Consider the following 24,312-nt stretch of genomic DNA (forward strand, 5'->3'; position numbering starts at 1 on the left):
TTACTTGACTTGAAATTTGCGAGACGGCGCGCTATGTGCCGTCTTGCATTCTCGTTTTTATGCGAGATGATTCGCCGGACCGATAGGATGGGTCGCAGGCGCCAATTTGCGGAATATATGACGATTTCGATGTCTGAGACACGCTGACGTCCATTGGACCTCATGGTTTTTGACCATGGGGTGTTTGGCGTTTACGGGTCGACACTGTCCTTGGCTAGGACGGCGCCAGAGGCATCGCCAGCCTGACTGACTAGAACAATGAAAGGCACATATCCCGAGACCCGACGGCTGATAGTCGGATTTTTGGATATCTGCCTCCGAGACAAATCGCAAAGAAACAGGAGCTTTCATGGCTACCACGTTCAACGGCCGCCGCAAGGTACGCAAGTCCTTCGGTTCCATTCGCGAAGTCACGGAGATGCCCAATCTGATCGAGGTCCAGAAGGCCTCCTATGATCAGTTCCTCCTCGTCGACGAGCCCAAGGGTGGCCGTCCCGATGAAGGGCTTCAATCCGTCTTCCGTTCGGTTTTCCCGATCACCGACTTTTCCAACACGGCATCTCTTGAATTTGTGAAGTACGAATTCGAGCAGCCGAAGTATGACATCGACGAGTGCCGTGCGCGCGACATCACGTTCGCTGCCCCGCTCAAGGTGACGCTCCGCCTGATCGTGTTCGAAGTGGACGAGGAAACCGGCGCCCGCTCGGTCAAGGACATCAAGGAGCAGGACGTCTACATGGGCGACATGCCCTTCATGACGTCGAACGGCACGTTCATCGTCAACGGTACCGAGCGCGTCATCGTCTCGCAGATGCACCGGTCCCCTGGCGTGTTCTTTGACCACGACAAGGGCAAGACGCACTCGTCCGGCAAGCTGCTGTTTGCCGGACGTATCATCCCGTACCGTGGTTCCTGGCTCGATATCGAGTTCGACGCCAAGGACGTTGTGTTCGCCCGTATCGATCGTCGCCGCAAGATCCCGGTGACCTCGCTGCTCAAGGCGCTCGGCATGGATACCGAAGAAATCCTGTCGACCTACTACAACAAGCTCACCTTCGAAAAGACCGCGACCGGCTGGCAGAAGCCATACGATGCGGAGAAGATGAAGAATGCCAAGCCATCGGTGGACCTGATCGACGCCAAGACCGGCGACGTGGTCCATGAGGCCGGCAAGAAGCTCTCGGCCCGCCAGGCTAAGAAGCTGGCCGAAAACGGCCTGACACATCTGCTGGCGGTCAACGAAGACCTCTATGGCATGTATGTCGCCGAAGACCTGATCAACATGAAGACCGGCGAGGTCTACATGGAGGCTGGTGACGAACTCGACGAAAAGACCCTGACCAACTTGATGGAACTGGGTTTCGACGAATTGCCGATCCTCGACATCGATCACATCTCGATCGGTGGCTATATCCGCAACACGCTGGCCGTGGACAAGAACGAGACGCGTGAAGACGCGCTGTTCGATATCTACCGCGTGATGCGTCCTGGCGAGCCGCCGACCGTCGACACTGCCGAAGCCATGTTCCAGTCGCTGTTCTTTGACAGCGAGCGCTATGACCTGTCCGCTGTGGGCCGCGTCAAGATGAACATGCGCCTTGAGCTCGACGCTCCGGACACCATGCGCACCCTGCGCAAGGAAGACATCGTGGAAGTCGTCCGCACCCTGGTCGACCTGCGCGATGGCCGTGGCGAAATCGATGACATCGACAACCTCGGCAACCGTCGTGTTCGCTCCGTTGGCGAATTGATGGAGAACTCCTACCGCCTCGGCCTGCTCCGCATGGAGCGCGCCATCAAGGAGCGTATGAGCTCGGTCGAAATCGACACCGTGATGCCGCAGGACCTGATCAACGCCAAGCCGGCTGCTGCCGCTGTGCGTGAGTTCTTCGGTTCCTCGCAGCTCTCGCAGTTCATGGACCAGACCAATCCGCTGTCGGAAATCACCCACAAGCGTCGTCTTTCGGCGCTTGGGCCTGGTGGTCTCACCCGTGAACGTGCTGGTTTCGAAGTTCGAGACGTGCACCCGACCCACTACGGTCGTATCTGCCCGATCGAGACGCCGGAAGGCCCGAACATCGGTCTGATCAATTCGCTCTCGACCTTCGCCCGCGTCAACAAGTACGGCTTCATCGAGACACCGTACCGCAAGATCGTCGACGGCGTGTTGACCAACGAAGTCGTCTACCTCTCCGCCATGGAAGAGGCCAAGCACTACGTTGCCCAAGCCAACGTGCAGTTCAACAAGGACGGCACGCTGCAGGACGATCTGGTGGTGGCTCGCCATGCCGGCGACAACGGTCTGACGCCCAAGGAAAACGTCGACCTTATGGACGTTTCCCCCAAGCAGATGGTGTCGGTTGCCGCCTCGCTGATCCCGTTCCTTGAGAACGACGACGCCAACCGTGCTCTGATGGGCTCGAACATGCAGCGTCAGGCTGTGCCGCTGCTGCGCGCCCATGCGCCGTTCGTCGGCACCGGCATGGAAGCTGTCGTGGCTCGTGACTCGGGCGCCGCCATCGTTGCCAAGCGCAAAGGTATCGTCGACCAGGTGGATGCGACTCGTATCGTTATCCGTGCGACCGAAGAAACCGATGCATCGGTGTCGGGCGTCGACATCTACAATTTGATGAAGTTCCAGCGTTCGAACCAGTCGACCTGCATCAACCAGCGGCCACTCGTGGTCGTCGGCGATCACGTCAACCAGGGCGACATCATCGCCGATGGTCCGTCGACCGAGTTGGGCGATCTGGCGCTTGGCCGCAACGTGCTCGTCGCGTTCATGCCGTGGAATGGCTACAACTTCGAAGATTCGATCCTGCTGTCTGAAAAGATTGCCATGAACGACGTCTTCACCTCGATCCATATCGAGGAATATGAAGTCATGGCCCGTGACACCAAGCTTGGTCCCGAGGAAATCACCCGCGACATTCCGAACGTATCGGAAGAAGCGCTGAAGAACCTCGACGAAGCCGGTATCGTCCATATCGGTGCTGAAGTTGCGCCGGGCGACATCTTGGTCGGCAAGATCACCCCCAAGGGTGAATCGCCGATGACGCCGGAAGAAAAGCTCCTCCGCGCCATCTTCGGCGAGAAGGCATCCGACGTTCGTGACACCTCCCTGCGCGTGCCGCCGGGCGACGCTGGTACTGTTGTTGAAGTGCGCGTGTTCAACCGCCACGGCATCGACAAGGACGAGCGCGCCATGGCCATCGAGCGCGAGGAAATCGAGCGTCTCGCCAAGGACCGTGACGACGAACAGTCGATCCTCGACCGTAACGTCTATGCGCGTCTCAAGGAAATGCTGTTCGGCAAGGCGGCTACGGCTGGCCCTAAGGGCTATGTCGTGGGCACCAAGCTCAACGATCAGATGTTCGAGGCACAGCCCCGTTCGAAGTGGTGGCAGTTTGCGGTCGATGACGACAAGGTCATGACCGAGATGGAAGCTCTTCATGCTCAGTATGAAGAGAGCCGCCGTCTGCTCGAACAGCGCTTCATCGACAAGGTCGACAAGCTGCAGCGCGGTGACGAACTTCCGCCGGGCGTGATGAAGATGGTCAAGGTCTTCATCGCAACCAAGCGCAAGATCCAGCCGGGCGACAAGATGGCCGGCCGCCATGGTAACAAGGGTGTGGTTTCCCGCATCGTTCCCGTGGAAGACATGCCGTACCTTGAAGACGGCACGTCGGTTGACATCGTGCTGAACCCGTTGGGCGTGCCTTCGCGCATGAACGTGGGCCAGATCCTCGAAACTCACCTGGGCTGGGCTTGCGCCGGCATGGGCAAGAAGATCGACGACATGGTCCGTGCGTATCATCGCAATGGTGACCTGACGCCGCTGCGTCTGGAAGTGCAGGACCTGTTTGCCGGTGATGAATCCATCACCGACCTCGACGACGACGGCCTCGTGCGTCTCGGCGAGCACCTCTCCAAGGGTGTCTCGATCGCGACCCCGGTGTTCGACGGCGCCAAGGAAGCTGATATCGTCACAATGCTGGAACGGGCAGGGCTCAAGGCCTCTGGTCAGTCCACTGTCTATGACGGGCGTTCCGGCGAGCAGTTCGACCGGCAGGTGACGGTTGGGTATATCTATATGCTCAAGCTCGACCACCTTGTGGACAACAAGATCCACGCCCGTTCGATCGGTCCTTACTCCCTGGTTACTCAGCAGCCACTGGGCGGCAAGGCCCAGTTCGGCGGTCAGCGCTTCGGCGAGATGGAAGTTTGGGCTCTGGAAGCCTATGGCGCGGCTTATACGCTCCAGGAAATGCTCACCATCAAGTCGGACGACGTTGCCGGTCGTACCAAGGTCTACGAATCCATTGTGCGCGGCGACGATACGTTCGAGCCGGGCATCCCCGAGAGCTTCAACGTCCTGGTCAAGGAAATCCGTTCGCTCGGTCTCAATGTCGAACTCGACATGCGTGACCTTGATGACGGTTCGGGCCAGGCCGAAGCGGAGCTCGCCCCTCCTCAGGAAGCGGCGGAATAATCCGGCACTTCCAAACCCAATCAACTTCCAAGCATGCTCGTGGCAAAACCGCAGCATGCTTGGATAGAGGAGAGAACTGATGAATCATCATTCCCACGTCATGGACCCGTTCAACCCGGCTGTCCCGGTTCAGACTTTCGATCAGATGAAGATCTCGATCGCGAGCCCCGAGAAGATCCTCAGCTGGTCCTATGGCGAGATCAAGAAGCCAGAGACCATCAACTATCGTACGTTCAAGCCTGAACGCGATGGTCTGTTCTGCGCGCGTATCTTTGGCCCTGTGAAGGACTACGAATGCTTGTGCGGTAAGTACAAGCGCATGAAGTTCAAGGGCGTCATCTGCGAAAAATGCGGTGTGGAAGTCACCTTGTCTCGCGTTCGCCGCGAGCGCATGGGCCACATTGAACTCGCCGCTCCAGTTGCTCACATCTGGTTCCTGAAGTCTTTGCCGAGCCGCATCGCATTGCTGCTCGACATGACTCTGAAGGACATCGAGCGCATCCTGTATTTCGAGAACTACGTCGTTCTTGACGCTGGTCTCACTCCGTTCACCCAGCATGAACTGCTGAGCGAAGAGCAGTACCTGGACGCCCAGGATGAATACGGCGCCGACAGCTTCACCGCCAAGATCGGCGCCGAAGCCATCCGCGACATCCTGCTCGCGCTCGATCTGGAGAAGATCGCGGCCGATCTGCGCGTTGAAATTGCTGAGTCCACAACGGAACTTAAGCCCAAGAAGCTCGCAAAGCGGTTGAAGATCGTCGAGCAGTTCATCGTCTCGGGTAACAAGCCCGAATGGATGATCATGACCGTCATTCCGGTCATTCCGCCCGAACTCCGCCCGCTCGTTCCGCTGGACGGCGGCCGCTTCGCCACGTCCGATCTGAACGACCTTTACCGTCGCGTGATAAACCGCAACAACCGTCTGAAGCGGCTGATTGAACTGCGGGCGCCTGACATCATCGTCCGCAACGAAAAGCGCATGCTGCAGGAAGCTGTGGACGCGCTGTTCGACAATGGCCGCCGTGGCCGCACCATCACCGGTGCCAACAAGCGTCCGCTGAAGTCGCTGTCCGACATGCTAAAGGGCAAGCAGGGCCGGTTCCGCCAGAACCTGCTCGGCAAGCGCGTCGACTATTCGGGCCGTTCGGTTATCACCGTGGGTCCCAACCTCAAGCTGCACCAGTGCGGTCTTCCCAAGAAGATGGCGCTCGAGCTGTTCAAGCCGTTCATCTACAGCCGTCTTGAAGCGAAGGGTTTCTCTTCGACCGTCAAGCAGGCCAAGAAGCTGGTCGAGAAGGAAAAGCCCGAGGTTTGGGATATCCTGGACGAAGTGATCCGCGAGCATCCGGTTCTGCTGAACCGCGCTCCGACGCTGCACCGTCTTGGCATCCAGGCGTTTGAGCCTATCCTGATCGAAGGCAAGGCAATCCGTCTGCATCCGCTCGTCTGCTCGGCCTTCAACGCCGACTTCGACGGTGACCAGATGGCCGTGCACGTTCCGCTGTCGCTTGAAGCGCAGCTGGAAGCGCGCGTCTTGATGATGTCGACCAACAACATCCTCCATCCTGCAAACGGCCAGCCGATCATCGTGCCGTCGCAGGACATCGTGCTGGGTCTTTATTACCTGTCGCTGATGAACGAGGGTGAGCCAGGGCAGGGCATGGCGTTCTCGTCCTATGCCGAGCTCGAGCATGCGCTCGACAACAAGGTCGTTACCCTTCACACCAAGATCAAAGGCCGCGTGCCTGCTTGGGACGAAAACGGCAACGAGACGACCGAGATCGTGGAGACCACGCCTGGCCGTATGCTGATTGGGCAGATCCTGCCCAAGAACCCGGCCGTGCCGTTCTCGACGGCCAACCAGCTGATGACCAAGAAGATGATCTCCAAGATGATCGACACGGTCTACCGTGGCTGCGGTCAGAAGGAGACCGTGATCTTCTGTGACCGCGTCATGCAGCTCGGCTTCAAGAACGCTTGTGACGCCGGCATCTCGTTCGGCAAGGACGACATGGTTATCCCTACGTCCAAGTACACGATCGTGGAAGCCGCGCGTAAGCAGGTCGAAGAGTTCGAGCAGCAGTACAATGACGGCCTGATCACTCAGGGCGAAAAGTACAACAAGGTGGTCGACGCCTGGGCCAAGTGCGGTGACAAGGTCGCCGAAGAGATGATGGACGCGATCCGCAAGGTGCAGATCGACGAGGAGACCGGCCGTCAGAAGCCGATCAACTCGGTCTACATGATGTCTCACTCGGGTGCCCGTGGTTCGCCGGCCCAGATGAAGCAGCTTGCCGGCATGCGCGGCCTGATGGCTCGTCCGGACGGCTCGATCATCGAGACGCCGATCACGGCTAACTTCAAGGAAGGCCTCAACGTTCTTGAGTACTTCAACTCCACCCACGGTGCCCGCAAGGGTCTCGCGGATACGGCGCTGAAGACCGCGAACTCGGGTTACCTCACCCGCCGTCTGGTTGACGTGGCGCAGGACGCGATCATCGTGTCCAACGACTGCGGCACCGATCGCGGCCTCACCATGGAGCCAATCGTCGATGCCGGCCAGATCGTGGCCTCCATCGGCCAGCGCGTTCTGGGCCGTACGGCTGCCGATGACATCTTCCATCCGTTGTCCGGCGATCTGATCGCGCCCAAGGGCACCATGCTGGAAGAAAAGCATGTCGACATCATCGAGGAAGCCCGGATCCAGTCGATCCGTATCCGTTCCCCGCTGACCTGCGACATGCGCCAGGGTACCTGCGCGGCCTGCTATGGCCGTGACCTTGCTCGCGGCACGCCCGTGAACATGGGTGAAGCTGTCGGCGTTATCGCCGCACAGTCGATCGGTGAACCCGGCACCCAGCTCACCATGCGCACGTTCCACATCGGTGGCACGGCTCAGGTGGTCGACAGCTCGTTCCTGGAATCGGGTGCAGAAGGCAAGATCGCCATCCGCAATCCGAACGTGGTTCAGGTTGAAGGCGGCAAGCTGGTCGTCATGGCCCGTAACGTCTCGCTCGCAATCCTCGATGCCGAGGGCAAGGAACGCGCCACTCACAAGGTGACGTATGGCTCCAAGCTCCTGGTCAAGGAAGGCGATTCTGTTCGCCGCGGCCAGCGTCTGGCTGAATGGGACCCCTACACTCGTCCGGTTCTGGCCGAAGTCGAGGGCGAGGTCGTGTTCGAAGATCTGGTCGATGGTGCTTCCGTTGCTGAGAACACCGATGAGGCGACCGGCTTCACCAAGCGCGTTGTCATCGACTGGCGCACCAACCAGCGTGGCGAGGGCCTGAAGCCGGCCCTGGCTATCGCTCGTGGCGGTGCCGTGCAGAAGGTGGAACGTGGTGGCGACGCCCGTTACCTGCTCTCGGTGGATGCTGTTATTGCAGTCGAGCCAGGCGAGAAGGTCTCGCCGGGTGACGTGCTGGCCCGTATTCCGCTGGAATCGGCCAAGACCAAGGACATCACGGGCGGTCTGCCGCGCGTGGCGGAATTGTTCGAAGCGCGTCGTCCCAAGGATCACGCCATCATCGCCGAGATCGATGGCACCATCCGCTTTGGCCGCGACTACAAGAACAAGCGCCGCGTGATCATCGAGCCGCATGAGGATGGTGGCGAGCCAGTCGAGTATCTGATCCCCAAGGGCAAGCCGTTCCACCTCCAGGAAGGCGATGCCATTGAAAAGGGTGAATACATTCTCGACGGCAACCCGGCACCGCACGACATCCTGGCCATCAAGGGCGTGGAAGAGCTTGCTCGTTACCTCGTCAATGAAATCCAGGAGGTCTATCGTCTGCAGGGCGTGCTGATCAACGACAAGCACATCGAGGTGATCGTTCGCCAGATGCTGCAGAAGGTCGAGATCGTGGACCCAGGTGAATCCGGCCTGCTCAAGGACGAGCAACTCGACAAGCTGGACTTCGACGAGCTCAACGACGCTCTGGTTGCTGAAGGCAAGAAGCCTGCAACGGCCAACCCGGTGCTGCTCGGCATCACCAAGGCGTCGCTGCAGACCCGTTCGTTCATCTCTGCTGCATCGTTCCAGGAAACCACGCGCGTCCTCACGGAAGCAGCGGTTTCCGGCAAGGCAGACTTGCTCGAAGGCCTCAAGGAGAACGTCATCGTCGGCCGCCTGATCCCAGCCGGTACCGGTGCAGGCATCTCCTCGGCCAAGCTGATCGCCACCAAGCGCGACGATCTCATTCTTGAAGAGCGTCGCCGCCAGGCCAACACGGTTCAGATCCCGGCGCCTGCCGCCGAGTAAGACCGTTCAGTATCGAAGTGAGGGAAGGGGGCCGCAAGGCTCCCTTTCTTTTTTGCGGGTATGCTTTGTTGGTTGTCGCGTGCCAAAGCACCGCCCGGGAGTGAAGCCCTGCGGGTGATGGGTCGGTGTTTGTCGCAGAAGGCTGCGACATGGGGCGAGGTTCGTCCCGGTGCCGGTCGTCCGGCAAATTGGTAGAGGTGGAACCCACCTCGCCCCATGTTTCCGGGGGCTCTATGGAGTAAGGACCGTCTGCGGCTAGTCGCCCGTGCCGAAAGTCACACCGGGGGCTTTAATCGGTGCCAGATCATCCTTGTGCCACAGGAGATGGAGCGACCCCCACCTCACCCGGCATTCCCGCACCGACCGTTCGTCGCGACCGCGCAGCGTGTGCGGGAATGGGAGGATGATGACATGGCGCCGTGGGTGGGGGGATAAGGGGGATAAGTTTGCGTCATCGCGCCATTTATCCCCACACCCACAGGGTTCCCTCGGGCCTGACCCGAGGGTCTCTCACCGCTTGTGCCGTGGGGAGAGTGGCCCTCGGGTCAAGCCCGAGGGAAGCATGGTGGGTGGGTGAGGTGGTGCCATACCCTGATATGGGCCTGGGGAGGTGCTGCCTCGCACGGTTGCGGTGGCGAGTTAGCGCCCCACACTCTGGATGGTCACCTCGGGCTTGCCCCGAGGGGTCTGCACTTCGGATTGGCGCCAGCGAGTATAGGACCCTCGGGTCGAGCCCGAGGGTGACGATCGGTGGGGCCCGCGCGTTCTATTGTGAGGGGCGAAGGGTGACCCGGTGGCGGAGCCCCAGCGGCGGTTGCGGTAGGAGTGGGCAGCCAATATGCTCGGGAGTCAGCAGAAAGGGCAGGGCACCTGCTCGCCTAGTTATATCCGACGTGTTCGGCGAACTGGGTCAGAACCATGTTCCAGAGCTCAAACTGAGCGTCGAGGTATTCGGCGGAGACGCCATTGACCAGATCAATATCCATTTCGATGCAAGCGTCCTTGTCCTGGTCCAGATAGGCACGGCTGAAGCGCTTGTTGAGGTTCCAGTCATTGATGACCTCAAGCGTCGGCTTGAGATCCAGGAAGCCCAGATAGAAGTTGATGTCCTCGCAGTCGGCGTTATCGGTGCAATTGCGGAAATAGACTTGGTAGCTGATGCCGTTGATCTTGCCACTGATCTGTGGGTCGCCATTGCTCTGGGTTGCCAGGGTGGCGGCGCCATGGCCTCTGGCAATGTTCAAGATTTCGTCAGTATCGGCGCCGGTGATCGTGGTCTGGGCTTGAGCCGACACGCTCATCGCGAGTGCCAAGATCCCACCGGCGACGAATGATGTGGTTTTCATGTCGGGCTCCTTGCCTGTTGAAACGGCCTGATGCCAGATCTAACAAGGGTGTGCATCGGGAGCAACGCGGAAGCGGGGAAATGCTAACCAAGTGTTAGCACCAAGATGATGAGGTGAGTGCCGATGCGCCGCCGGCATAGAAGCTGCGCGGTTTTTGCGCGAAAGAATCCTTGACGCGCGGGCGAGTCGGCTCTAAACAGCGCGTACCTAAGCGGTCGGTCGTGATTGTCACACCGGGTACCTGCCATCTTGTGCGGGCATCCAGGACACTCAAACACACTGTCGGGTAACTAGAAGACGCAAATCCTTGTGCGCATGACTGCCTGTTTACGCGGGTGGTCCGCTGCAATTAAGGCGCCGCCGCTCCTCGGTTGAGGTCCAGCGAGCGCCGTTTTGGTTTGCTTTTGCTAGACCGCAATGAATTTTGGACGATGGAAAGAGCGCAATGCCCACCATTAATCAGCTGATCCGCAAACCACGCGCCAGCAAGCCAAAGCGGAACAAGGTTCCGGCCATGGAAGCTAACCCGCAAAAGCGCGGCGTTTGCTCCCGCGTTTATACGACGACCCCAAAGAAGCCGAACTCGGCTCTGCGCAAGGTCGCCAAGGTTCGCCTGACCAATCAGCGCGAAGTGATTTCGTATATTCCGGGTGAGGGTCACAACCTGCAGGAGCACTCCGTGGTCCTGATCCGTGGCGGCCGCGTTCGCGACCTTCCGGGCGTTCGTTACCACGTGCTCCGCGGCGTTCTCGACACGCAGAGCGTCAAGGACCGCAAGCAACGCCGTTCGAAGTACGGCGCGAAGCGTCCGAAGTAAGGAGATCGAGATATGTCCCGTCGTCACCGCGCTGAAAAACGCGACGTTATTCCAGACGCCAAGTATGGCGATCTCGTCCTGACCAAGTTCATGAACTCGCTCATGAAGGACGGCAAGAAGTCGTCCGCCGAGAGCATTGTCTATGGTGCATTCGACATCGTCGAAGCCAAGGTCAAGCAGAACCCCGTCGAGGTGTTCCACACCGCGCTCGACAACATCCGTCCGGCTGTCGAGGTCCGGTCGCGCCGCGTTGGTGGTGCTACCTACCAGGTTCCGGTCGAAGTCCGTGCCGATCGTCAGCAGGCCCTGGCCATTCGCTGGCTTATCGAATCCGCCCGCAAGCGTGGTGAGAACACCATGCGCGAGCGTCTTTCGGGTGAGCTGATGGATGCCCTCAATGGCCGTGGCCAGGCCGTCAAGAAACGCGAAGATACGCACCGTATGGCTGACGCCAACCGTGCCTTCTCGCACTACCGCTGGTAGTAGGAGCGCCCTATGGCACGCGAATATCCCATCCCGCTGTATCGTAACTTCGGCATCATGGCTCACATCGATGCTGGCAAGACGACCACGACCGAACGCATTCTGTTCTACACCGGCAAGTCCCACAAGATCGGCGAAGTCCATGACGGCGCCGCTACCATGGACTGGATGGAGCAGGAGCAGGAACGCGGCATCACGATCACCTCGGCTGCCACGACCACGTTCTGGAAGGACCGTAATGGCGTCCAGCATCGCTTCAACATCATCGACACGCCCGGCCACGTGGACTTCACCATTGAAGTCGAGCGTTCGCTGCGTGTGCTCGACGGTGCCGTGACCCTGCTCGATGCCAATGCCGGTGTTGAGCCGCAGACGGAAACCGTCTGGCGCCAGGCCGACAAGTATCACGTTCCGCGTCTCATCTTCGTGAACAAGATGGACAAGATCGGCGCCGATTTCTATCGCTGCGTCGAAATGATCGGCTCGCGCCTCGGCGCCAAGGCCGTTCCCGTCCAGCTGCCGATCGGTTCCGAAACCGAGTTCAAGGGCGTCGTCGACCTGATCGAGATGAATGCACTGGTCTGGCGTAACGAAGAGCTAGGCGCGCAGTGGGACATCGTCGAGATTCCTGAAGACCTCAAGGAATCGGCCGTCAAGTACCGCGAAGCCATGGTCGAAGCCGCTGTCGAACTCGACGACGACGCGATGGAAGCCTATCTGAACGGTGAAGTGCCGAACAACGACACCATCCGTCGCCTGCTTCGTCGCGGCACAATCGATGCGAAGTTCTTCCCGGTGTTTGCTGGTTCCTCGTTCAAGAACAAGGGCGTGCAGCCTCTGCTGGACGGCGTTATCGACTTCCTGCCGTCTCCGTCCGACGTTCCGGCCATCCAGGGCATCGACGCTCGTACGGAAGAGCCGATCGAGCGTCACGCCGATGACAACGAGCCGCTCTCGATGCTGGCGTTCAAGATCGCCAACGACCCGCACATGGGTACGCTGACCTTCTGCCGCATCTATTCGGGCCACGTCGAGCAGGGCGCGATGCTGGAAAACACGGTCAAGGAAAAGCGCGAACGCGTTGGCCGCATGTTCCAGATGCACTCCAACAGCCGTGAGCAGATCACCGAAGCCTTCGCTGGTGACATTGTCGCTATCGTTGGCCTCAAGGACACGACCACTGGTGACACGCTTTGTGCCCAGAACGCACAGGTCATCCTTGAGCGCATGATCTTCCCAGAGCCGGTTATCGACATCTCGGTTGAACCAAAGTCCAAGGCCGACCAGGAAAAGATGGGCCTCGCGCTCAACCGCCTGGCAGCTGAAGATCCGTCCTTCCGCGTCAAGACCGACGAAGAATCCGGCCAGACCATCATTTCGGGCATGGGCGAGCTTCACCTCGACATTCTCGTGGACCGTATGCGTCGTGAGTTCAAGGTCGAGGCCAATATCGGTCAGCCGCAGGTGGCTTACCGCGAGACCATCACCAAGCCTGCCAATGTGGACTATACCCACAAGAAGCAGTCGGGTGGTTCGGGCCAGTTCGCTCGCGTCAAGCTCAGTGTCGAGCCAGGCGAAGTGGGCAAGGGTCTTGAGTTCATCAACGCCGTCGTCGGCGGTTCGGTGCCCAAGGAATACATCCCGGGTGTCGAAAAGGGCGTGAAGTCCGTCATGTCTGCAGGTCCGTTGATCGGGTTCCCGATCGTGGACGTGAAGGTGACACTGACCGAAGGCGCTTACCACGACGTGGACTCCTCGGTGCTGGCTTTCGAAATCGCCGGTCGTGCAGGCTTCAACGAAGCACTGCGCAAGGCGTCGCCGAAAATCCTCGAGCCGATCATGAAGGTTGAAGTTGTCACGCCGGAAGACTACATGGGCGATGTCATCGGTGACCTGAACTCCCGCCGTGGTCAGATCCACGGCACCGAGGGTCGTGGTGTCCTCCAGGTCGTGAATGCCTACGTTCCGCTTGCGAACATGTTCGGGTATGTGAACTCGCTGCGCTCCATGAGCCAGGGTCGTGCGCAGTACTCGATGACGTTCGATCATTACGAGCAGGTACCGCAGGCAGTCGCCGACGAAGTCCAGGCCAAATACGCCTAAACAAGAAACTGAAACTCAAGGTTGGCCGCAGGGCTAACGAATACGGAGAGAAGCGATGGGCAAGGAAAAGTTTTCCCGCAATAAGCCTCACTGCAACATCGGCACCATCGGTCACGTCGACCATGGTAAGACCTCGCTGACTGCAGCGATCACCAAGGTGCTGGCTGAAACCGGTGGCGCCACCTTCAAGGACTACGCTGCCATCGACAGCGCGCCTGAAGAAAAGGCACGCGGGATCACGATCAACACCTCGCACGTCGAGTACGAGACGGCCAACCGTCACTACGCTCACGTCGACTGCCCCGGCCACGCCGACTATGTGAAGAACATGATCACCGGTGCTGCCCAGATGGACGGCGCGATCCTGGTCGTGTCGGCTGCCGACGGCCCGATGCCCCAGACCCGCGAGCACATCCTGCTCGCCCGTCAGGTTGGCGTTCCTGCGCTGGTGGTGTTCCTGAACAAGTGCGACATGGTCGACGATCCGGAACTGCTTGAGCTCGTTGAACTCGAAGTTCGCGAACTGCTGTCGTCCTACGAATTCCCGGGCGACGACATTCCGATCATCAAGGGCTCGGCTCTGGCCGCTCTCGAAGACAGCGACAAGACGCTCGGCCATGATGCCGTGCTCGAGCTGATGCGCAATGTCGACGAGTACATCCCGCAGCCAGAACGTCCGGTTGACCAGCCGTTCCTGCTCCCGATCGAAGACGTGTTCTCGATCTCGGGCCGCGGCACCGTGGTTACCGGCCGTGTTGAACGCGGTATCGTAAAGGTTGGTGAAGAAGTCGAAATCGTCGGTATCAAGCCGACGCAGAAGACCACCGTCACCGGCGTTGAAATGTTCCGCAAGCTGCTCGATTCGGGCCAGGCTGGCGACAACGTTGGCGCACTGATCCGTGGTATCGACCGCACTCAGGTCGAGCGCGGCCAGGTGCTCTGCAAGCCCGGTTCCGTGACCCCGCACACCGACTTCGTTGCTGAGGCTTATATCCTCACCAAGGAGGAAGGCGGTCGTCACACTCCGTTCTTCGGCAACTACCGTCCCCAGTTCTACTTCCGTACCACGGACGTGACGGGCATCGTGACCCTGCCGGAAGGCACGGAAATGGTTATGCCGGGCGACAACATCAACATGAACGTTCAGCTCATCGTTCCGATCGCCATGGAAGAGAAGCTCCGCTTCGCTATCCGTGAAGGTGGCCGCACTGTCGGCGCCGGCGTCGTCGCGAAGATCCTGAAGTAAGCCCCCTAAAGATATTCGCGGCGCGCGGATAAACGCGCGCCGCGATCCATTTTCGTCAGGATTTACAAGATGAACGGTCAGAATATTCGCATCCGCCTCAAGGCGTTTGACCACCGCGTTCTCGACGCTTCGACGCGCGAGATCGTGTCGACGGCCAAGCGTACGGGCGCGCAGGTTCGCGGGCCGATCCCGCTGCCGACGCGAATCGACAAATTTACCGTCAACCGCTCCCCGCACATCGACAAGAAGTCGCGCGAGCAGTTCGAGATCCGGACCCACAAGCGTCTTCTGGACATCGTGGACCCGACCCCTCAGACGGTTGATGCACTGATGAAGCTCGATCTAGCCGCCGGCGTCGACGTCGAAATCAAGCTCTAAGAATACTGAAGTTTCCGCGCCTACCGCAAAAAGGGTCCTCTGAAACCATGACCCGGTACGGCGCCAAAAGAGAAGGTAACAACCGATGCGTTCTGGATTGATCGCACAGAAGCTGGGCATGACCCGCATCTTTACCGAGGACGGCTCGCACGTCCCCGTAACGGTGCTGGAACTGCAGAACTGCCAGGTGGTAGGCCAGCGGACCGCAGACAAGGACGGCTATGTCGCCCTGCAGCTTGGCGCAGGCCAGGCCAAGGTCAAGAACACGACCAAGGCAGAGCGCGGCCAGTTCGCCGTTGCCAAGGTAGAGCCCAAGCGCCACGTCGCCGAATTCCGCGTTGACGAAGCCAACCTCATCGAGGTCGGCGCAACGCTGCAGGCGGACCATTTCGTCGAAGGCCAGCTGGTGGACGTCACCGGCACTTCGATCGGCAAGGGCTTTGCCGGCGGTATGAAGCGCTGGAACTTCGGCGGCCTGCGTGCAACGCACGGCGTGTCGGTTTCGCACCGCTCGATCGGTTCTACCGGTGGTCGTCAGGACCCAGGTAAGACCTTCAAGAACAAGAAGATGCCGGGCCACATGGGCGATCGTCGCATCACTACGCAGAACCTCAAGGTCGTCAAGACCGATGTGGAACGTGGTTTGATCATGATCCAAGGTTCGGTTCCCGGCTCCAAGGGCGCCTGGATCATGATCAAGGACGCGGTCAAGAAGCCGGCTCCGCAGGGCGCTGCCTTCCCAGGCTCGTTCAAGGCCGCCGCTGAAGTCGCGGGGGAAGGTAACTAAATGGAACTCAAGGTCACAACCCTCGACGGCAAGGCCGCTGGTAGCATCCAGCTCGCCGACGACGTCTTCGGTCTGGAAGTCCGCCAGGACATCCTGCACCGCATGGTTCGTTATCAGCAGCTCAAGGCAATGGCTGGCACGCACGATGTGAAGCATCGTTCGGAAGGCTCGCGCACGGGCAAGAAGTTCGTGAAGCAGAAGGGCTCGGGCGGCGCTCGCCATGGCGATCGCAAGGCTCCGCAGTTCCGTGGTGGTGGCCGTGCATTCGGTCCGACGCCGCGCAGCCATGCCATCGATCTTCCCAAGAAGGTCCGCGCCCTGGCGCTGAAGCATGCCCTGTCGTCCAAGGCCAAGTCCGGCTCGCTGATCGTTGTCGATAGCGTTGCACAGAAGGAAGCCAAGACAGCAGGTCTGCTGGCCACCTTCGGCAAGCTCGAGTGGACCAATGCGCTGATCATCGATGGTGCAGCAGTGGATCAGAACTTCGCTCTGTCCGCCCGCAACATCCCGCATATCGACGTGCTGCCTGTGCAGGGGATCAACGTTGTTTCGATCCTCAAGCGTGACAAGCTCGTCCTGACCAAGGCAGCGCTCGAAGCGCTGGAAGCGAGGTTCGCATGAACAAGCTCAGCGCTTATGACATCGTCCGCAACCCGGTGGTGACTGAAAAGTCGACGCTGGCTTCGGAAAATAACCAGGTCGTTTTCGACGTGGCGATCGATGCCAACAAGACCGATATCAAGGCTGCTGTCGAGCAGCTGTTCTCGGTCAAGGTCAAGGCAGTGAACACGCTGGTCCGCAAGGGCAAGGTGAAGCGCTTCCGCGGTCGCATCGGTACGCGTAACGACGTCAAAAAGGCGATCGTGACCCTCGTCGACGGCCAGTCGATCGACATTTCGACCGGCCTGTAAGGGGATAGAGACAAAAAATGGCTCTTAGGCACTATAATCCCACCTCCGAAGGTCACCGCCACCTGGTGACGACTGATCGTTCGGAACTGTGGAAGGGCAAGCCGGTCAAGACCCTGACCGAAGGCCTCAGCAAATCCGGTGGTCGCAACAATCGCGGTCGCATCACCACGTTCCATCGTGGTGGCGGTCACAAGCGCACCTATCGCCTGATCGACTTCAAGCGCGTCAAGTTCGATGCGGTTGGTACGGTCGAGCGTCTCGAATATGATCCTAACCGAACGGCCTGGATCGCTCTGATCAAGTACGAAGACGGCGAGCTGGCCTATATCGTGGCTCCGCAGCGTCTTTCGGCTGGCGACAAGGTCATCTCGTCGATGAACGCTGTCGACGTGAAGCCGGGCAACGCGATGCCGCTCGAGAACATGCCGGTCGGTACGATCGTGCACAATATCGAGCTGAAGCCCCGCAAGGGCGGCCAGGTTGCCCGTTCGGCTGGTGCTTATGCCCAGTATGTCGGTCGTGACCAGGGTTGGGCGATCCTTCGCCTGAAGTCGGGCGAGCAGCGCCGCGTGCATGGCACCTGCCTTGCAACGGTTGGCGCCGTGTCTAACCAGGATCACTCCAACACCTCGCTCGGCAAGGCCGGTCGTGCACGTTGGCTGGGCCGCAAGCCCGTCAACCGCGGCGTGACCATGAACCCGATCGACCACCCGCATGGTGGTGGTGAAGGCCGTACCTCTGGTGGCCGTCATCCGGTTACGCCATGGGGTAAGCCGACCAAGGGCAAGAAGACCCGTACCAACAAGGCAACGGACAAGTTCATCGTTCGCAGCCGTCACGTGAAGAAGGGCAGGTAAGCCATGACCCGTTCAATCTGGAAGGGGCCGTTTGTCGACGGCTACATGCTCAAGAAGGCCGAAAAGGCCCTCTCGTCTGGCCGCAACGACGTGGTCAAGATCTGGAGCCGCCGCTCGACCATCCTGCCGCAGTTCGTGGGTATCACGTTCGGCGTGCACAATGGCCACAAGCACATTCCGGTCAGCGTCACCGAAGACATGATCGGTCACAAGTTCGGCGAATTCGCACCGACCCGTACCTATTACGGTCATGCGGCCGACAAGAAGGCCAAGAGGAAGTAAGATGGGCAAGCCAAAAACTGAGCGCGCTCTCAAGGACAACGAGGCTAAGGCTGTTCTGCGCATGCTGCGCATCAGCCCTCAGAAGCTGAACCTCGTCGCGCAGTTGATCCGTGGCAAGAAGGTAGAGAAGGCCCTGGCCGATCTCGAGTTCAGCCACAAGCGCATCTCCGGCCAGGTCAAGAAGGTGCTGGAAAGCGCCATCGCGAACGCCGAGAACAACCATGGTCTCGATACCGACGCTCTCGTCGTTGCCGAAGCCTTTGTTGGTAATTCGCTGGTGATGAAGCGCTTCATGGCTCGTGGCCGTGGTCGCTCCTCGCAGATCCAGAAACCCTTCGCGCATCTGACGATCGTCGTCCGGCAAGTTGAGGAGGCCGCATAATGGGCCAGAAGATCAATCCAATCGGCTTCCGTCTCGGCATCAACCGCACGTGGGACAGCCGCTGGTTCGCCAACAAGGGTGAATACGGCTCGCTGCTGCAGGAAGACCTGAAGATCCGCACGATGCTGCTGGAGGACCTCAAGGCCGCCGCAGTTTCCAAGATCGTCATCGAGCGCCCGCACCGCAAGTGCCGCGTGTCGATCCACACTGCCCGTCCGGGCATCGTGATCGGCAAGAAGGGCGCTGACATCGACAAGATCCGCGCCAAGGTGAAGAAGTTCACCGACAGCGAAGTGCACATCAACATCGTTGAAGTGCGCAAGCCGGAAACCGATGCGACGCTGGTTGCCCAGGGCATTGCCCAGCAGCTGGAACGCCGTGTGGCATTCCGCCGTGCCATGAAGCGCGCCGTGCAGACCGCGATCCGCATGGGCGCCGGTGGCATCCGCGTGAACGTTGGTGGCCGTCTGGGTGGTGCCGACATCGCTCGTACCGAATGGTACCGCGAAGGTCGCGTTCCGCTGCACACGCTGCGTGCTGATATCGACTACGGCACTGCCGAAGCCGAGACCACGTATGGCATCATCGGGATCAAGGTCTGGATCTTCAAGGGCGAAGTCCTCGAGCATGATCCCACCGCACATGAACGCCGCGCCACCGAAGGTGCCGATGGTGGTCAGCGTAGTGAACGTGAACCGCGCCGCGAGCGTGGCGATCGTGACCGCGAACGCGCATAAGAAGGTTAGTTCATTATGCTGCAACCTAAAAAGACCAAGTTCCGCAAGGCTCACAAGGGCCGTATCCATGGCGTTGCCAAGGGCGGCACCGAGCTGGCTTTCGGCCAGTATGCCTTGAAGGCGACCGAACCCGAGCGCGTCACTGCTCGCCAGATCGAAGCGGCCCGCCGTGCGATCACCCGCGAAATGAAGCGCCAGGGCCGTGTATGGATCCGGATTTTCCCGGACGTGCCGGTTTCCAAGAAGCCGACCGAAGTTCGTATGGGTAAGGGCAAGGGTTCTGTTGAATTCTGGGCCGCCCGCGTGAAGCCCGGTCGTATCGTATTCGAGATCGACGGCGTCCCCGAGGACGTTGCAAAGGAAGCTCTGCGTCTCGGCGCGATGAAGCTCCCGATCATGACGCGGGTTGTTACCCGCATTGCCGACTAAGGACGAGAGCCATGAAAGCCAGTGATGTGCGGAGCAAGACCGCAGACGAACTGAAGGATCAGCTCGTCGGCCTGAAAAAAGAACAGTTCAATCTGCGTTTCCAGCGTGCTACCCAGCAGCTCGAAAAGCCGACCGAGGTCAAGAAGGTCCGCCGCGATATCGCGCGGATCAAGACGATCCTGGCCGAAAAGAACGCAGCGAAGTAAGGAGCCGCGACCATGCCAAAGCGCGTTTTGCAGGGGACTGTGGTCTCCGACGCCAATGAGAAGACGGTCGTGGTGCGCGTAGAGCGCCGCTTCACTCACCCAGTGATGAAGAAGACCGTTCGCCGTACCAAGAAGTACCACGCTCACGACGAAGCAAATGTGGCCAAGATCGGCCAGATCGTCTGGATCGAGGAATGTGCGCCGATTTCCAAGAACAAGCGCTGGACGCTGGTTCAGGGTGCGGCTCAGCAAGAAGGCATCACGTCATGATCCAGATGCAGTCCAATCTCGATGTCGCCGACAATTCCGGTGCACGTCGCGTCATGTGCATCAAGGTACTTGGCGGTTCGCACCGCAAGTATGCTTCGGTCGGTGACATCATCGTCGTGTCGGTGAAGGATGCCATTCCACGTGGTCGCGTCAAGAAGGGCCAGGTCATGAAGGCCGTGGTCGTTCGCACCGCGTTCGACATCCGCCGTCCTGATGGCACGGTGATCCGTTTTGACAAGAATGCCGCGGTTCTGATCAACAATCAGAAAGAGCCGATCGGCACCCGTATCTTCGGACCAGTTCCGCGCGAGCTTCGCGCCAAGAACCACATGAAGATCATCTCGCTCGCACCAGAGGTGCTGTAATGGCTGCCAAGATCAAGAAGGGCGACAAGGTTGTCGTCCTGACTGGCAAGGACAAAGGCAAAACCGGCCAGGTCCTGTCCGTCATCCCGACCGAAACCAAGGCGCTGGTCCAGGGCATCAACCTGGTTCGTCGCCATACCAAGCAGACCGCGTCGACTGATGCCGGCATCTTCACCAAGGAAGCGCCGATCCATCTGTCCAACCTCGCGATCGCCGACAAGGATGGCAAGCCCACCCGCGTCGGTTTCCAGATCAAGGACGGCGTGAAGACCCGCGTCGCAAAATCGACCGGAGATTCGATCGATGGCTGAGACCGCTTACATTCCGCGTCTCCGGACCGAATACGACGAGAACATCCGCAAGGCTCTGACCGAGCAGTTCGGCTACAAGAACGTCATGGAGCTTCCGCGCCTTGACAAGATCGTGCTGAACATGGGCGTTGGCGAAGCCGTCAACGACACCAAGAAGGTCAAGACCGCTGCAGCCGAGATGGAAAAGATCGCTGGCCAGAAGCCGGTCATCACCTATGCTCGCAAGTCGATCGCCGGCTTCAAGGTTCGTGAAGAGATGCCGCTTGGTGTGAAGGTCACGCTGCGCAAGACTCGTATGTACGAGTTTCTTGACCGTCTCGTGAACATCGCACTGCCGCGCGTTCGTGACTTCCGCGGGTTGAACCCCAACTCGTTTGACGGCCGTGGCAACTATGCCATGGGCATCAAGGAACACATCATCTTCCCAGAAATCAACTATGATCAGATCGATCAAGTTTGGGGCATGGACATCGTGGTTGCCACGACGGCCAAGACCGATGATGAAGCACGGGCGCTGCTCAAGGCATTCAACTTCCCCTTCCGCACGTAAGCGGACAGGGAAGGGAAAAAGGATCAGGATATGGCAAAGACCAGCTCCATCGAAAAGAACAACAAGCGCGCAGCGCTCGCCAAGCAGTATGCTGGCAAGCGCGCCGCTCTCAAGGCACAGACCAAGGATCAGTCGATCCCGGCCGATCAGCGTTTTGCAGCTCAGCTCAAGCTTGCCGAACTGCCGCGCAATTCCGCCAAGGTCCGCGTGCGCAACCGTTGCGAAGTCTCGGGTCGTCCCCGTGGCTACTATCGCAAGCTGAAGCTGAGCCGTATCGCTCTGCGTCAGCTGGGCAATCTGGGGCAGATCCCAGGTCTCGTGAAGTCGAGCTGGTAAGGAGAAACCAAGATGAGCTTTTCCGATCCAATCGGCGATATGCTGACCCGCATCCGCAACGCCCAGATGCGTCGCAAGAATTCCGTTTCGACACCAGCGTCGACCCTTCGCGGTCGTGTGCTGGACGTGCTCCAGTCCGAGGGTTTTATCCGCGGCTATTCGGAGACCAAGTTCGAGAACGGCGCTTCCGAGTACGAAATCGAGTTGAAGTATTCGGAAAACGAAGCAGTCATCCGCACGATCGAGCGCGTTTCGCGTCCGGGCCGTCGGGTTTACGCCTCTGTTAAGAACATTCCGCAGGTTGCCAATGGCTTGGGTGTTTCGATCCTCTCCACCCCCAAGGGTGTGATGGCCGACCACGAAGCCAAGGCTGCCAATGTTGGTGGCGAGGTACTCTGCCGCGTATTCTAAGGCCAAGGCCTTAGGATCCGGGGTAAGACGATTACTCAAGGATTGAACTAGAATGTCACGTACTGGCAAGAAACCGGTTGCACCGGTAAGCGGCGTGACGGTCACGATCGATGGTCGTACCGTTTCCGCAAAGGGCCCGAAGGGCGAACAGAGCATCAAGCTCATGGACGTTGTCAATGTGGAGAACGGCACCGACGGTGTCGTCGTGTCTCCCGCCAATGACACGCGTGAGGCTCGTGCCGCCTGGGGCACTACTCGTGCACTGATCCAGAACCTGGTCACCGGCGTTTCGGCTGGCTTCGAAAAGAAGCTCGCCATCCAGGGCGTTGGCTATCGCGCTGCAATGCAGGGCAAGGATGTCAAGCTGTCGCTTGGTTTCAGCCACGAAGTCGTCTACCAAGCCCCACAGGGAATCACGCTCGCTGTCCCGGCGCCGACGGAAATCGTCGTCACCGGTATCGACAAGCAGCAGGTTGGCCAGGTTGCGGCGGACATTCGTGCCTGGCGCAAGCCGGAGCCCTACAAGGGCAAGGGCGTTCGCTATGCCGGCGAGTTCGTCTTCCGCAAAGAAGGCAAGAAGAAGTAAGGAGCGCCACCTATGGCTATCAGTGCAAAAGGTGCGGAACGCCGCAAGGCTCGTGTCCGCAAGGCGCTCAAGGCTCGTGCCTTCGGTCGTCCCCGTCTGTCGGTTTTCCGTTCGGACAAGAATATCTACGCCCAGATTATCGACGACGCGAACGGCCGTACGCTGGCCGCTGCGTCCACCCTCGACAAGGACGTCAAGGCTACCGTCAAGAACGGTGGTTCGGCTGAAGCAGCTGCCGTTATCGGCAAGCTGATCGCCGAGCGTGGCACCAAGGCCGGTGTGGCCGAGGTCGTGTTCGACCGTGGGTCGTATATCTATCATGGCCGTGTGAAGGCCCTTGCAGACGCTGCCCGTGAGGGCGGCCTGCAGTTCTAGGCACGGACAAGGAAAGAAACATTATGAGCAGAGACGTTCAAGAACGCGACAGCGAATTCGTCGATCGCCTGGTCCACATCAACCGCGTGGCCAAGGTGGTCAAGGGCGGCCGTCGTTTCGGTTTTGCCGCACTCGTCGTTGTTGGCGACCAGAAAGGCCGCGTTGGCTTTGGTCACGGCAAGGCCCGTGAAGTGCCGGAAGCCATCCGCAAGGCCACCGAAGCGGCAAAGCGCACCATGATCCGCGTGCCGCTGCGCGATGCGCGTACGCTGCACCACGACGTGCAGGGTCGCCACGGCGCCGGCAAGGTCATCCTGCGTGCAGCCGTTCCCGGTACCGGAATCATCGCCGGCGGTCCGATGCGCGCCGTGTTCGAAACGCTTGGCATCAACGATATCGTTGCCAAGTCGCAGGGCACTGCTAACCCATACAACATGGTGCGGGCAACTTTTGATGCGCTCAAGCGCGTCGACAGCCCTCGCTCGGTTGCATCCCGCCGCGGCCTCAAGGTTTCGGAACTCCAGGCTCGCCGCGGCGAGACTGCAGTCGAAGCTTGATTGCCCGAGGTCAGGAGATAAATCATGGCTGAGAAGAAAATGATCACCGTGCAGCAGATCGGTTCGCCGATCCGCCGCGACAAGGTGCAGCGCGCGACCCTTATCGGGCTCGGGCTCAACAAGATGAACAAGCAGCGCGAGCTGATCGATACGCCCGAAGTTCGCGGCATGATCAACAAGCTCCCGCACCTCGTCCGCGTCGTTGGCGAGTAAGAGGGAAGGTCGATCAAATGACCCGTTTGAATGAACTCCGGGATAATCCCGGCGCCAATAAAACCCGCATGCGTATCGGTCGTGGTATCGGTTCGGGCAAGGGCAAGACCGGTGGTCGTGGCGGCAAGGGCCAGACGGCGCGCTCGGGCGTTGCCATCAACGGCTTCGAAGGCGGCCAGATGCCCCTTCACATGCGTATGCCAAAGCGCGGCTTCAATGCACTGAACCCAGGCAACTGGAACGAAGTGCGCATTGACCGCCTGCAGGCCTATATCGACGCCGGCAAGCTCGATCCGAAGGCTGTGATCGATGCTGCAGCGCTGATCGCTGCCCGCGTGATCCGTCGTCCCAAGGACGGCGTGCGTCTGATTGGCTCCGAGGGCTTCATCTCCAAGAAGGTGACCTTCAACGTGAACTATGCGACCAAGGGCGCGCTTGCGGCTATCGAAGCTGCTGGTGGCAAGGTTGATCTCATCCCGGCCAAGGAGCCGTGGAAGAAGACTCCATACGCCGGTTAATCATCGGCTTGGCGCATCCGACCGCGTGGTTGGGTGCGCTTTTGGTTTGTTGCGTTAGTGGGGCAGATGCATCTGCGTCCCGAAGCGCTCCGAGCGCACC

Annotated in this window: 28 protein-coding genes; 27 read left to right on the forward strand and 1 reads right to left on the reverse strand. The window is 59.7% G+C overall.

The window, feature by feature from the left end:
• Positions 1-349 precede the first annotated feature (349 nt).
• Positions 350-4,492, forward strand: coding sequence for a DNA-directed RNA polymerase subunit beta (gene rpoB, locus C8264_RS00995; protein WP_108459085.1), 4,143 nt, complete (start codon positions 350-352; stop codon positions 4,490-4,492).
• A 79-nt stretch (positions 4,493-4,571) separates the two neighbouring features.
• A complete protein-coding gene (rpoC, locus tag C8264_RS01000; RefSeq protein ID WP_108459086.1) occupies positions 4,572-8,756 on the forward strand; it encodes a DNA-directed RNA polymerase subunit beta' in 4,185 nt (1,394 codons plus the stop codon).
• An 878-nt stretch (positions 8,757-9,634) separates the two neighbouring features.
• Here the strand turns inward: rpoC and C8264_RS01005 are convergent.
• Positions 9,635-10,102, reverse strand: a complete 468-nt coding sequence (locus tag C8264_RS01005) for a YbjN domain-containing protein (RefSeq protein WP_108459087.1) — start codon at positions 10,100-10,102, stop codon at positions 9,635-9,637.
• Positions 10,103-10,547: 445 nt separating this feature from the next.
• On the opposite strand from C8264_RS01005, the gene rpsL reads away from it, so the two are divergent.
• From rpsL to rplO, 25 genes are all read left to right on the forward strand, one after another.
• Complete coding sequence (rpsL, locus tag C8264_RS01010) at positions 10,548-10,919, forward strand: 30S ribosomal protein S12 (protein ID WP_035080811.1); 372 nt, start codon at positions 10,548-10,550, stop codon at positions 10,917-10,919.
• A 12-nt stretch (positions 10,920-10,931) separates the two neighbouring features.
• The gene (gene rpsG, locus C8264_RS01015) at positions 10,932-11,402 is read left to right on the forward strand and encodes a 30S ribosomal protein S7 (RefSeq protein ID WP_108459088.1); all 471 of its coding nucleotides are present in this window, start codon (positions 10,932-10,934) and stop codon (positions 11,400-11,402) included.
• A gap of 12 nt (positions 11,403-11,414) precedes the next feature.
• A complete protein-coding gene (fusA, locus tag C8264_RS01020; RefSeq protein WP_108459089.1) occupies positions 11,415-13,505 on the forward strand; it encodes an elongation factor G in 2,091 nt (696 codons plus the stop codon).
• A 55-nt stretch (positions 13,506-13,560) separates the two neighbouring features.
• Positions 13,561-14,751, forward strand: coding sequence for an elongation factor Tu (gene tuf / locus C8264_RS01025; protein ID WP_108459090.1), 1,191 nt, complete (start codon positions 13,561-13,563; stop codon positions 14,749-14,751).
• A gap of 69 nt (positions 14,752-14,820) precedes the next feature.
• Positions 14,821-15,129 carry a 30S ribosomal protein S10 gene (rpsJ, locus tag C8264_RS01030; protein WP_056232628.1) on the forward strand — a complete coding sequence of 103 codons (309 nt, stop codon included), beginning with the start codon at positions 14,821-14,823 and terminating at the stop codon, positions 15,127-15,129.
• Positions 15,130-15,214: 85 nt separating this feature from the next.
• Complete coding sequence (gene rplC, locus C8264_RS01035; RefSeq protein ID WP_108459091.1) at positions 15,215-15,916, forward strand: 50S ribosomal protein L3; 702 nt, start codon at positions 15,215-15,217, stop codon at positions 15,914-15,916.
• Complete coding sequence (gene rplD / locus C8264_RS01040) at positions 15,917-16,537, forward strand: 50S ribosomal protein L4 (protein ID WP_108459092.1); 621 nt, start codon at positions 15,917-15,919, stop codon at positions 16,535-16,537. It begins immediately after the preceding gene.
• Complete coding sequence (locus C8264_RS01045; RefSeq protein WP_108459093.1) at positions 16,534-16,827, forward strand: 50S ribosomal protein L23; 294 nt, start codon at positions 16,534-16,536, stop codon at positions 16,825-16,827. The genes rplD and C8264_RS01045 overlap by 4 nt, the downstream gene beginning before the upstream one ends.
• A gap of 17 nt (positions 16,828-16,844) precedes the next feature.
• Positions 16,845-17,684 (forward strand): 50S ribosomal protein L2, encoded by an 840-nt coding sequence (gene rplB / locus C8264_RS01050; protein ID WP_108459094.1) that lies wholly within the window; start codon positions 16,845-16,847, stop codon positions 17,682-17,684.
• A 3-nt stretch (positions 17,685-17,687) separates the two neighbouring features.
• Positions 17,688-17,966 (forward strand): 30S ribosomal protein S19, encoded by a 279-nt coding sequence (gene rpsS / locus C8264_RS01055; protein WP_108398526.1) that lies wholly within the window; start codon positions 17,688-17,690, stop codon positions 17,964-17,966.
• A gap of 1 nt (position 17,967) precedes the next feature.
• A complete protein-coding gene (gene rplV / locus C8264_RS01060; protein WP_108459095.1) occupies positions 17,968-18,348 on the forward strand; it encodes a 50S ribosomal protein L22 in 381 nt (126 codons plus the stop codon).
• Positions 18,348-19,085 (forward strand): 30S ribosomal protein S3, encoded by a 738-nt coding sequence (gene rpsC / locus C8264_RS01065; protein ID WP_108459096.1) that lies wholly within the window; start codon positions 18,348-18,350, stop codon positions 19,083-19,085. The genes rplV and rpsC overlap by 1 nt, the downstream gene beginning before the upstream one ends.
• A 15-nt stretch (positions 19,086-19,100) precedes the next feature.
• Positions 19,101-19,514: a 50S ribosomal protein L16 gene (gene rplP, locus C8264_RS01070; RefSeq protein ID WP_108459097.1), complete on the forward strand. Its 414-nt coding sequence runs from the start codon at positions 19,101-19,103 to the stop codon at positions 19,512-19,514.
• An 11-nt stretch (positions 19,515-19,525) separates the two neighbouring features.
• A complete protein-coding gene (rpmC, locus tag C8264_RS01075; protein WP_108459098.1) occupies positions 19,526-19,720 on the forward strand; it encodes a 50S ribosomal protein L29 in 195 nt (64 codons plus the stop codon).
• Positions 19,721-19,732: 12 nt separating this feature from the next.
• A complete protein-coding gene (gene rpsQ / locus C8264_RS01080; RefSeq protein WP_108459099.1) occupies positions 19,733-19,990 on the forward strand; it encodes a 30S ribosomal protein S17 in 258 nt (85 codons plus the stop codon).
• On the forward strand, positions 19,987-20,355 hold the full coding sequence (gene rplN, locus C8264_RS01085; protein WP_035102635.1) for a 50S ribosomal protein L14: 369 nt from the start codon (positions 19,987-19,989) through the stop codon (positions 20,353-20,355). The genes rpsQ and rplN overlap by 4 nt, the downstream gene beginning before the upstream one ends.
• On the forward strand, positions 20,355-20,666 hold the full coding sequence (rplX, locus tag C8264_RS01090; protein WP_108459100.1) for a 50S ribosomal protein L24: 312 nt from the start codon (positions 20,355-20,357) through the stop codon (positions 20,664-20,666). Before rplN ends, rplX begins: the two co-directional genes overlap by 1 nt.
• Positions 20,659-21,216 (forward strand): 50S ribosomal protein L5, encoded by a 558-nt coding sequence (gene rplE / locus C8264_RS01095; RefSeq protein WP_108459101.1) that lies wholly within the window; start codon positions 20,659-20,661, stop codon positions 21,214-21,216. The genes rplX and rplE overlap by 8 nt, the downstream gene beginning before the upstream one ends.
• A gap of 30 nt (positions 21,217-21,246) precedes the next feature.
• On the forward strand, positions 21,247-21,552 hold the full coding sequence (rpsN, locus tag C8264_RS01100) for a 30S ribosomal protein S14 (protein ID WP_108459102.1): 306 nt from the start codon (positions 21,247-21,249) through the stop codon (positions 21,550-21,552).
• A 12-nt stretch (positions 21,553-21,564) separates the two neighbouring features.
• Positions 21,565-21,963: a 30S ribosomal protein S8 gene (gene rpsH, locus C8264_RS01105; RefSeq protein ID WP_108459103.1), complete on the forward strand. Its 399-nt coding sequence runs from the start codon at positions 21,565-21,567 to the stop codon at positions 21,961-21,963.
• A 52-nt stretch (positions 21,964-22,015) separates the two neighbouring features.
• Entirely contained in the window at positions 22,016-22,549 is a 534-nt protein-coding gene (gene rplF, locus C8264_RS01110) for a 50S ribosomal protein L6 (RefSeq protein ID WP_108459104.1), read from the forward strand.
• A gap of 12 nt (positions 22,550-22,561) precedes the next feature.
• Complete coding sequence (gene rplR, locus C8264_RS01115; protein ID WP_108459105.1) at positions 22,562-22,924, forward strand: 50S ribosomal protein L18; 363 nt, start codon at positions 22,562-22,564, stop codon at positions 22,922-22,924.
• A 23-nt stretch (positions 22,925-22,947) separates the two neighbouring features.
• Positions 22,948-23,481: a 30S ribosomal protein S5 gene (rpsE, locus tag C8264_RS01120; RefSeq protein WP_046172883.1), complete on the forward strand. Its 534-nt coding sequence runs from the start codon at positions 22,948-22,950 to the stop codon at positions 23,479-23,481.
• Between the two features lie 24 nt (positions 23,482-23,505).
• On the forward strand, positions 23,506-23,694 hold the full coding sequence (gene rpmD / locus C8264_RS01125) for a 50S ribosomal protein L30 (protein ID WP_108459106.1): 189 nt from the start codon (positions 23,506-23,508) through the stop codon (positions 23,692-23,694).
• Positions 23,695-23,711: 17 nt separating this feature from the next.
• Positions 23,712-24,212 carry a 50S ribosomal protein L15 gene (gene rplO, locus C8264_RS01130; protein ID WP_108459107.1) on the forward strand — a complete coding sequence of 167 codons (501 nt, stop codon included), beginning with the start codon at positions 23,712-23,714 and terminating at the stop codon, positions 24,210-24,212.
• Positions 24,213-24,312: the final 100 nt, after the last annotated feature.

It is taken from the genome of Devosia naphthalenivorans (assembly GCF_003056355.1).
Classification (GTDB): domain Bacteria; phylum Pseudomonadota; class Alphaproteobacteria; order Rhizobiales; family Devosiaceae; genus Devosia; species Devosia naphthalenivorans.

Bases quoted from the DNA above. Each gene is read 5' to 3' on its own strand.
- rplX (WP_108459100.1), top strand. From the start codon at position 20,355: ATGGCTGCCAAGATCAAGAAGGGCGACAAGGTTGTCGTCCTGACTGGC.
- rplB (WP_108459094.1), top strand. From the start codon at position 16,845: ATGGCTCTTAGGCACTATAATCCCACCTCCGAAGGTCACCGCCACCTG.
- rpmD (WP_108459106.1), top strand. From the start codon at position 23,506: ATGGCTGAGAAGAAAATGATCACCGTGCAGCAGATCGGTTCGCCGATC.
- rpsH (WP_108459103.1), top strand. From the start codon at position 21,565: ATGAGCTTTTCCGATCCAATCGGCGATATGCTGACCCGCATCCGCAAC.
- rpsE (WP_046172883.1), top strand. From the start codon at position 22,948: ATGAGCAGAGACGTTCAAGAACGCGACAGCGAATTCGTCGATCGCCTG.
- rplE (WP_108459101.1), top strand. From the start codon at position 20,659: ATGGCTGAGACCGCTTACATTCCGCGTCTCCGGACCGAATACGACGAG.
- rpsC (WP_108459096.1), top strand. From the start codon at position 18,348: ATGGGCCAGAAGATCAATCCAATCGGCTTCCGTCTCGGCATCAACCGC.
- rpsG (WP_108459088.1), top strand. From the start codon at position 10,932: ATGTCCCGTCGTCACCGCGCTGAAAAACGCGACGTTATTCCAGACGCC.
- rpsJ (WP_056232628.1), top strand. From the start codon at position 14,821: ATGAACGGTCAGAATATTCGCATCCGCCTCAAGGCGTTTGACCACCGC.
- tuf (WP_108459090.1), top strand. From the start codon at position 13,561: ATGGGCAAGGAAAAGTTTTCCCGCAATAAGCCTCACTGCAACATCGGC.
- C8264_RS01045 (WP_108459093.1), top strand. From the start codon at position 16,534: ATGAACAAGCTCAGCGCTTATGACATCGTCCGCAACCCGGTGGTGACT.
- fusA (WP_108459089.1), top strand. From the start codon at position 11,415: ATGGCACGCGAATATCCCATCCCGCTGTATCGTAACTTCGGCATCATG.
- rpsL (WP_035080811.1), top strand. From the start codon at position 10,548: ATGCCCACCATTAATCAGCTGATCCGCAAACCACGCGCCAGCAAGCCA.
- rplF (WP_108459104.1), top strand. From the start codon at position 22,016: ATGTCACGTACTGGCAAGAAACCGGTTGCACCGGTAAGCGGCGTGACG.
- rplN (WP_035102635.1), top strand. From the start codon at position 19,987: ATGATCCAGATGCAGTCCAATCTCGATGTCGCCGACAATTCCGGTGCA.
- rplR (WP_108459105.1), top strand. From the start codon at position 22,562: ATGGCTATCAGTGCAAAAGGTGCGGAACGCCGCAAGGCTCGTGTCCGC.
- rplP (WP_108459097.1), top strand. From the start codon at position 19,101: ATGCTGCAACCTAAAAAGACCAAGTTCCGCAAGGCTCACAAGGGCCGT.
- rpoC (WP_108459086.1), top strand. From the start codon at position 4,572: ATGAATCATCATTCCCACGTCATGGACCCGTTCAACCCGGCTGTCCCG.
- rpsS (WP_108398526.1), top strand. From the start codon at position 17,688: ATGACCCGTTCAATCTGGAAGGGGCCGTTTGTCGACGGCTACATGCTC.
- rplD (WP_108459092.1), top strand. From the start codon at position 15,917: ATGGAACTCAAGGTCACAACCCTCGACGGCAAGGCCGCTGGTAGCATC.
- rplO (WP_108459107.1), top strand. From the start codon at position 23,712: ATGACCCGTTTGAATGAACTCCGGGATAATCCCGGCGCCAATAAAACC.
- rplC (WP_108459091.1), top strand. From the start codon at position 15,215: ATGCGTTCTGGATTGATCGCACAGAAGCTGGGCATGACCCGCATCTTT.
- rpsN (WP_108459102.1), top strand. From the start codon at position 21,247: ATGGCAAAGACCAGCTCCATCGAAAAGAACAACAAGCGCGCAGCGCTC.
- C8264_RS01005 (WP_108459087.1), bottom strand. From the start codon at position 10,102: ATGAAAACCACATCATTCGTCGCCGGTGGGATCTTGGCACTCGCGATG.
- rpmC (WP_108459098.1), top strand. From the start codon at position 19,526: ATGAAAGCCAGTGATGTGCGGAGCAAGACCGCAGACGAACTGAAGGAT.
- rpoB (WP_108459085.1), top strand. From the start codon at position 350: ATGGCTACCACGTTCAACGGCCGCCGCAAGGTACGCAAGTCCTTCGGT.
- rplV (WP_108459095.1), top strand. From the start codon at position 17,968: ATGGGCAAGCCAAAAACTGAGCGCGCTCTCAAGGACAACGAGGCTAAG.
- rpsQ (WP_108459099.1), top strand. From the start codon at position 19,733: ATGCCAAAGCGCGTTTTGCAGGGGACTGTGGTCTCCGACGCCAATGAG.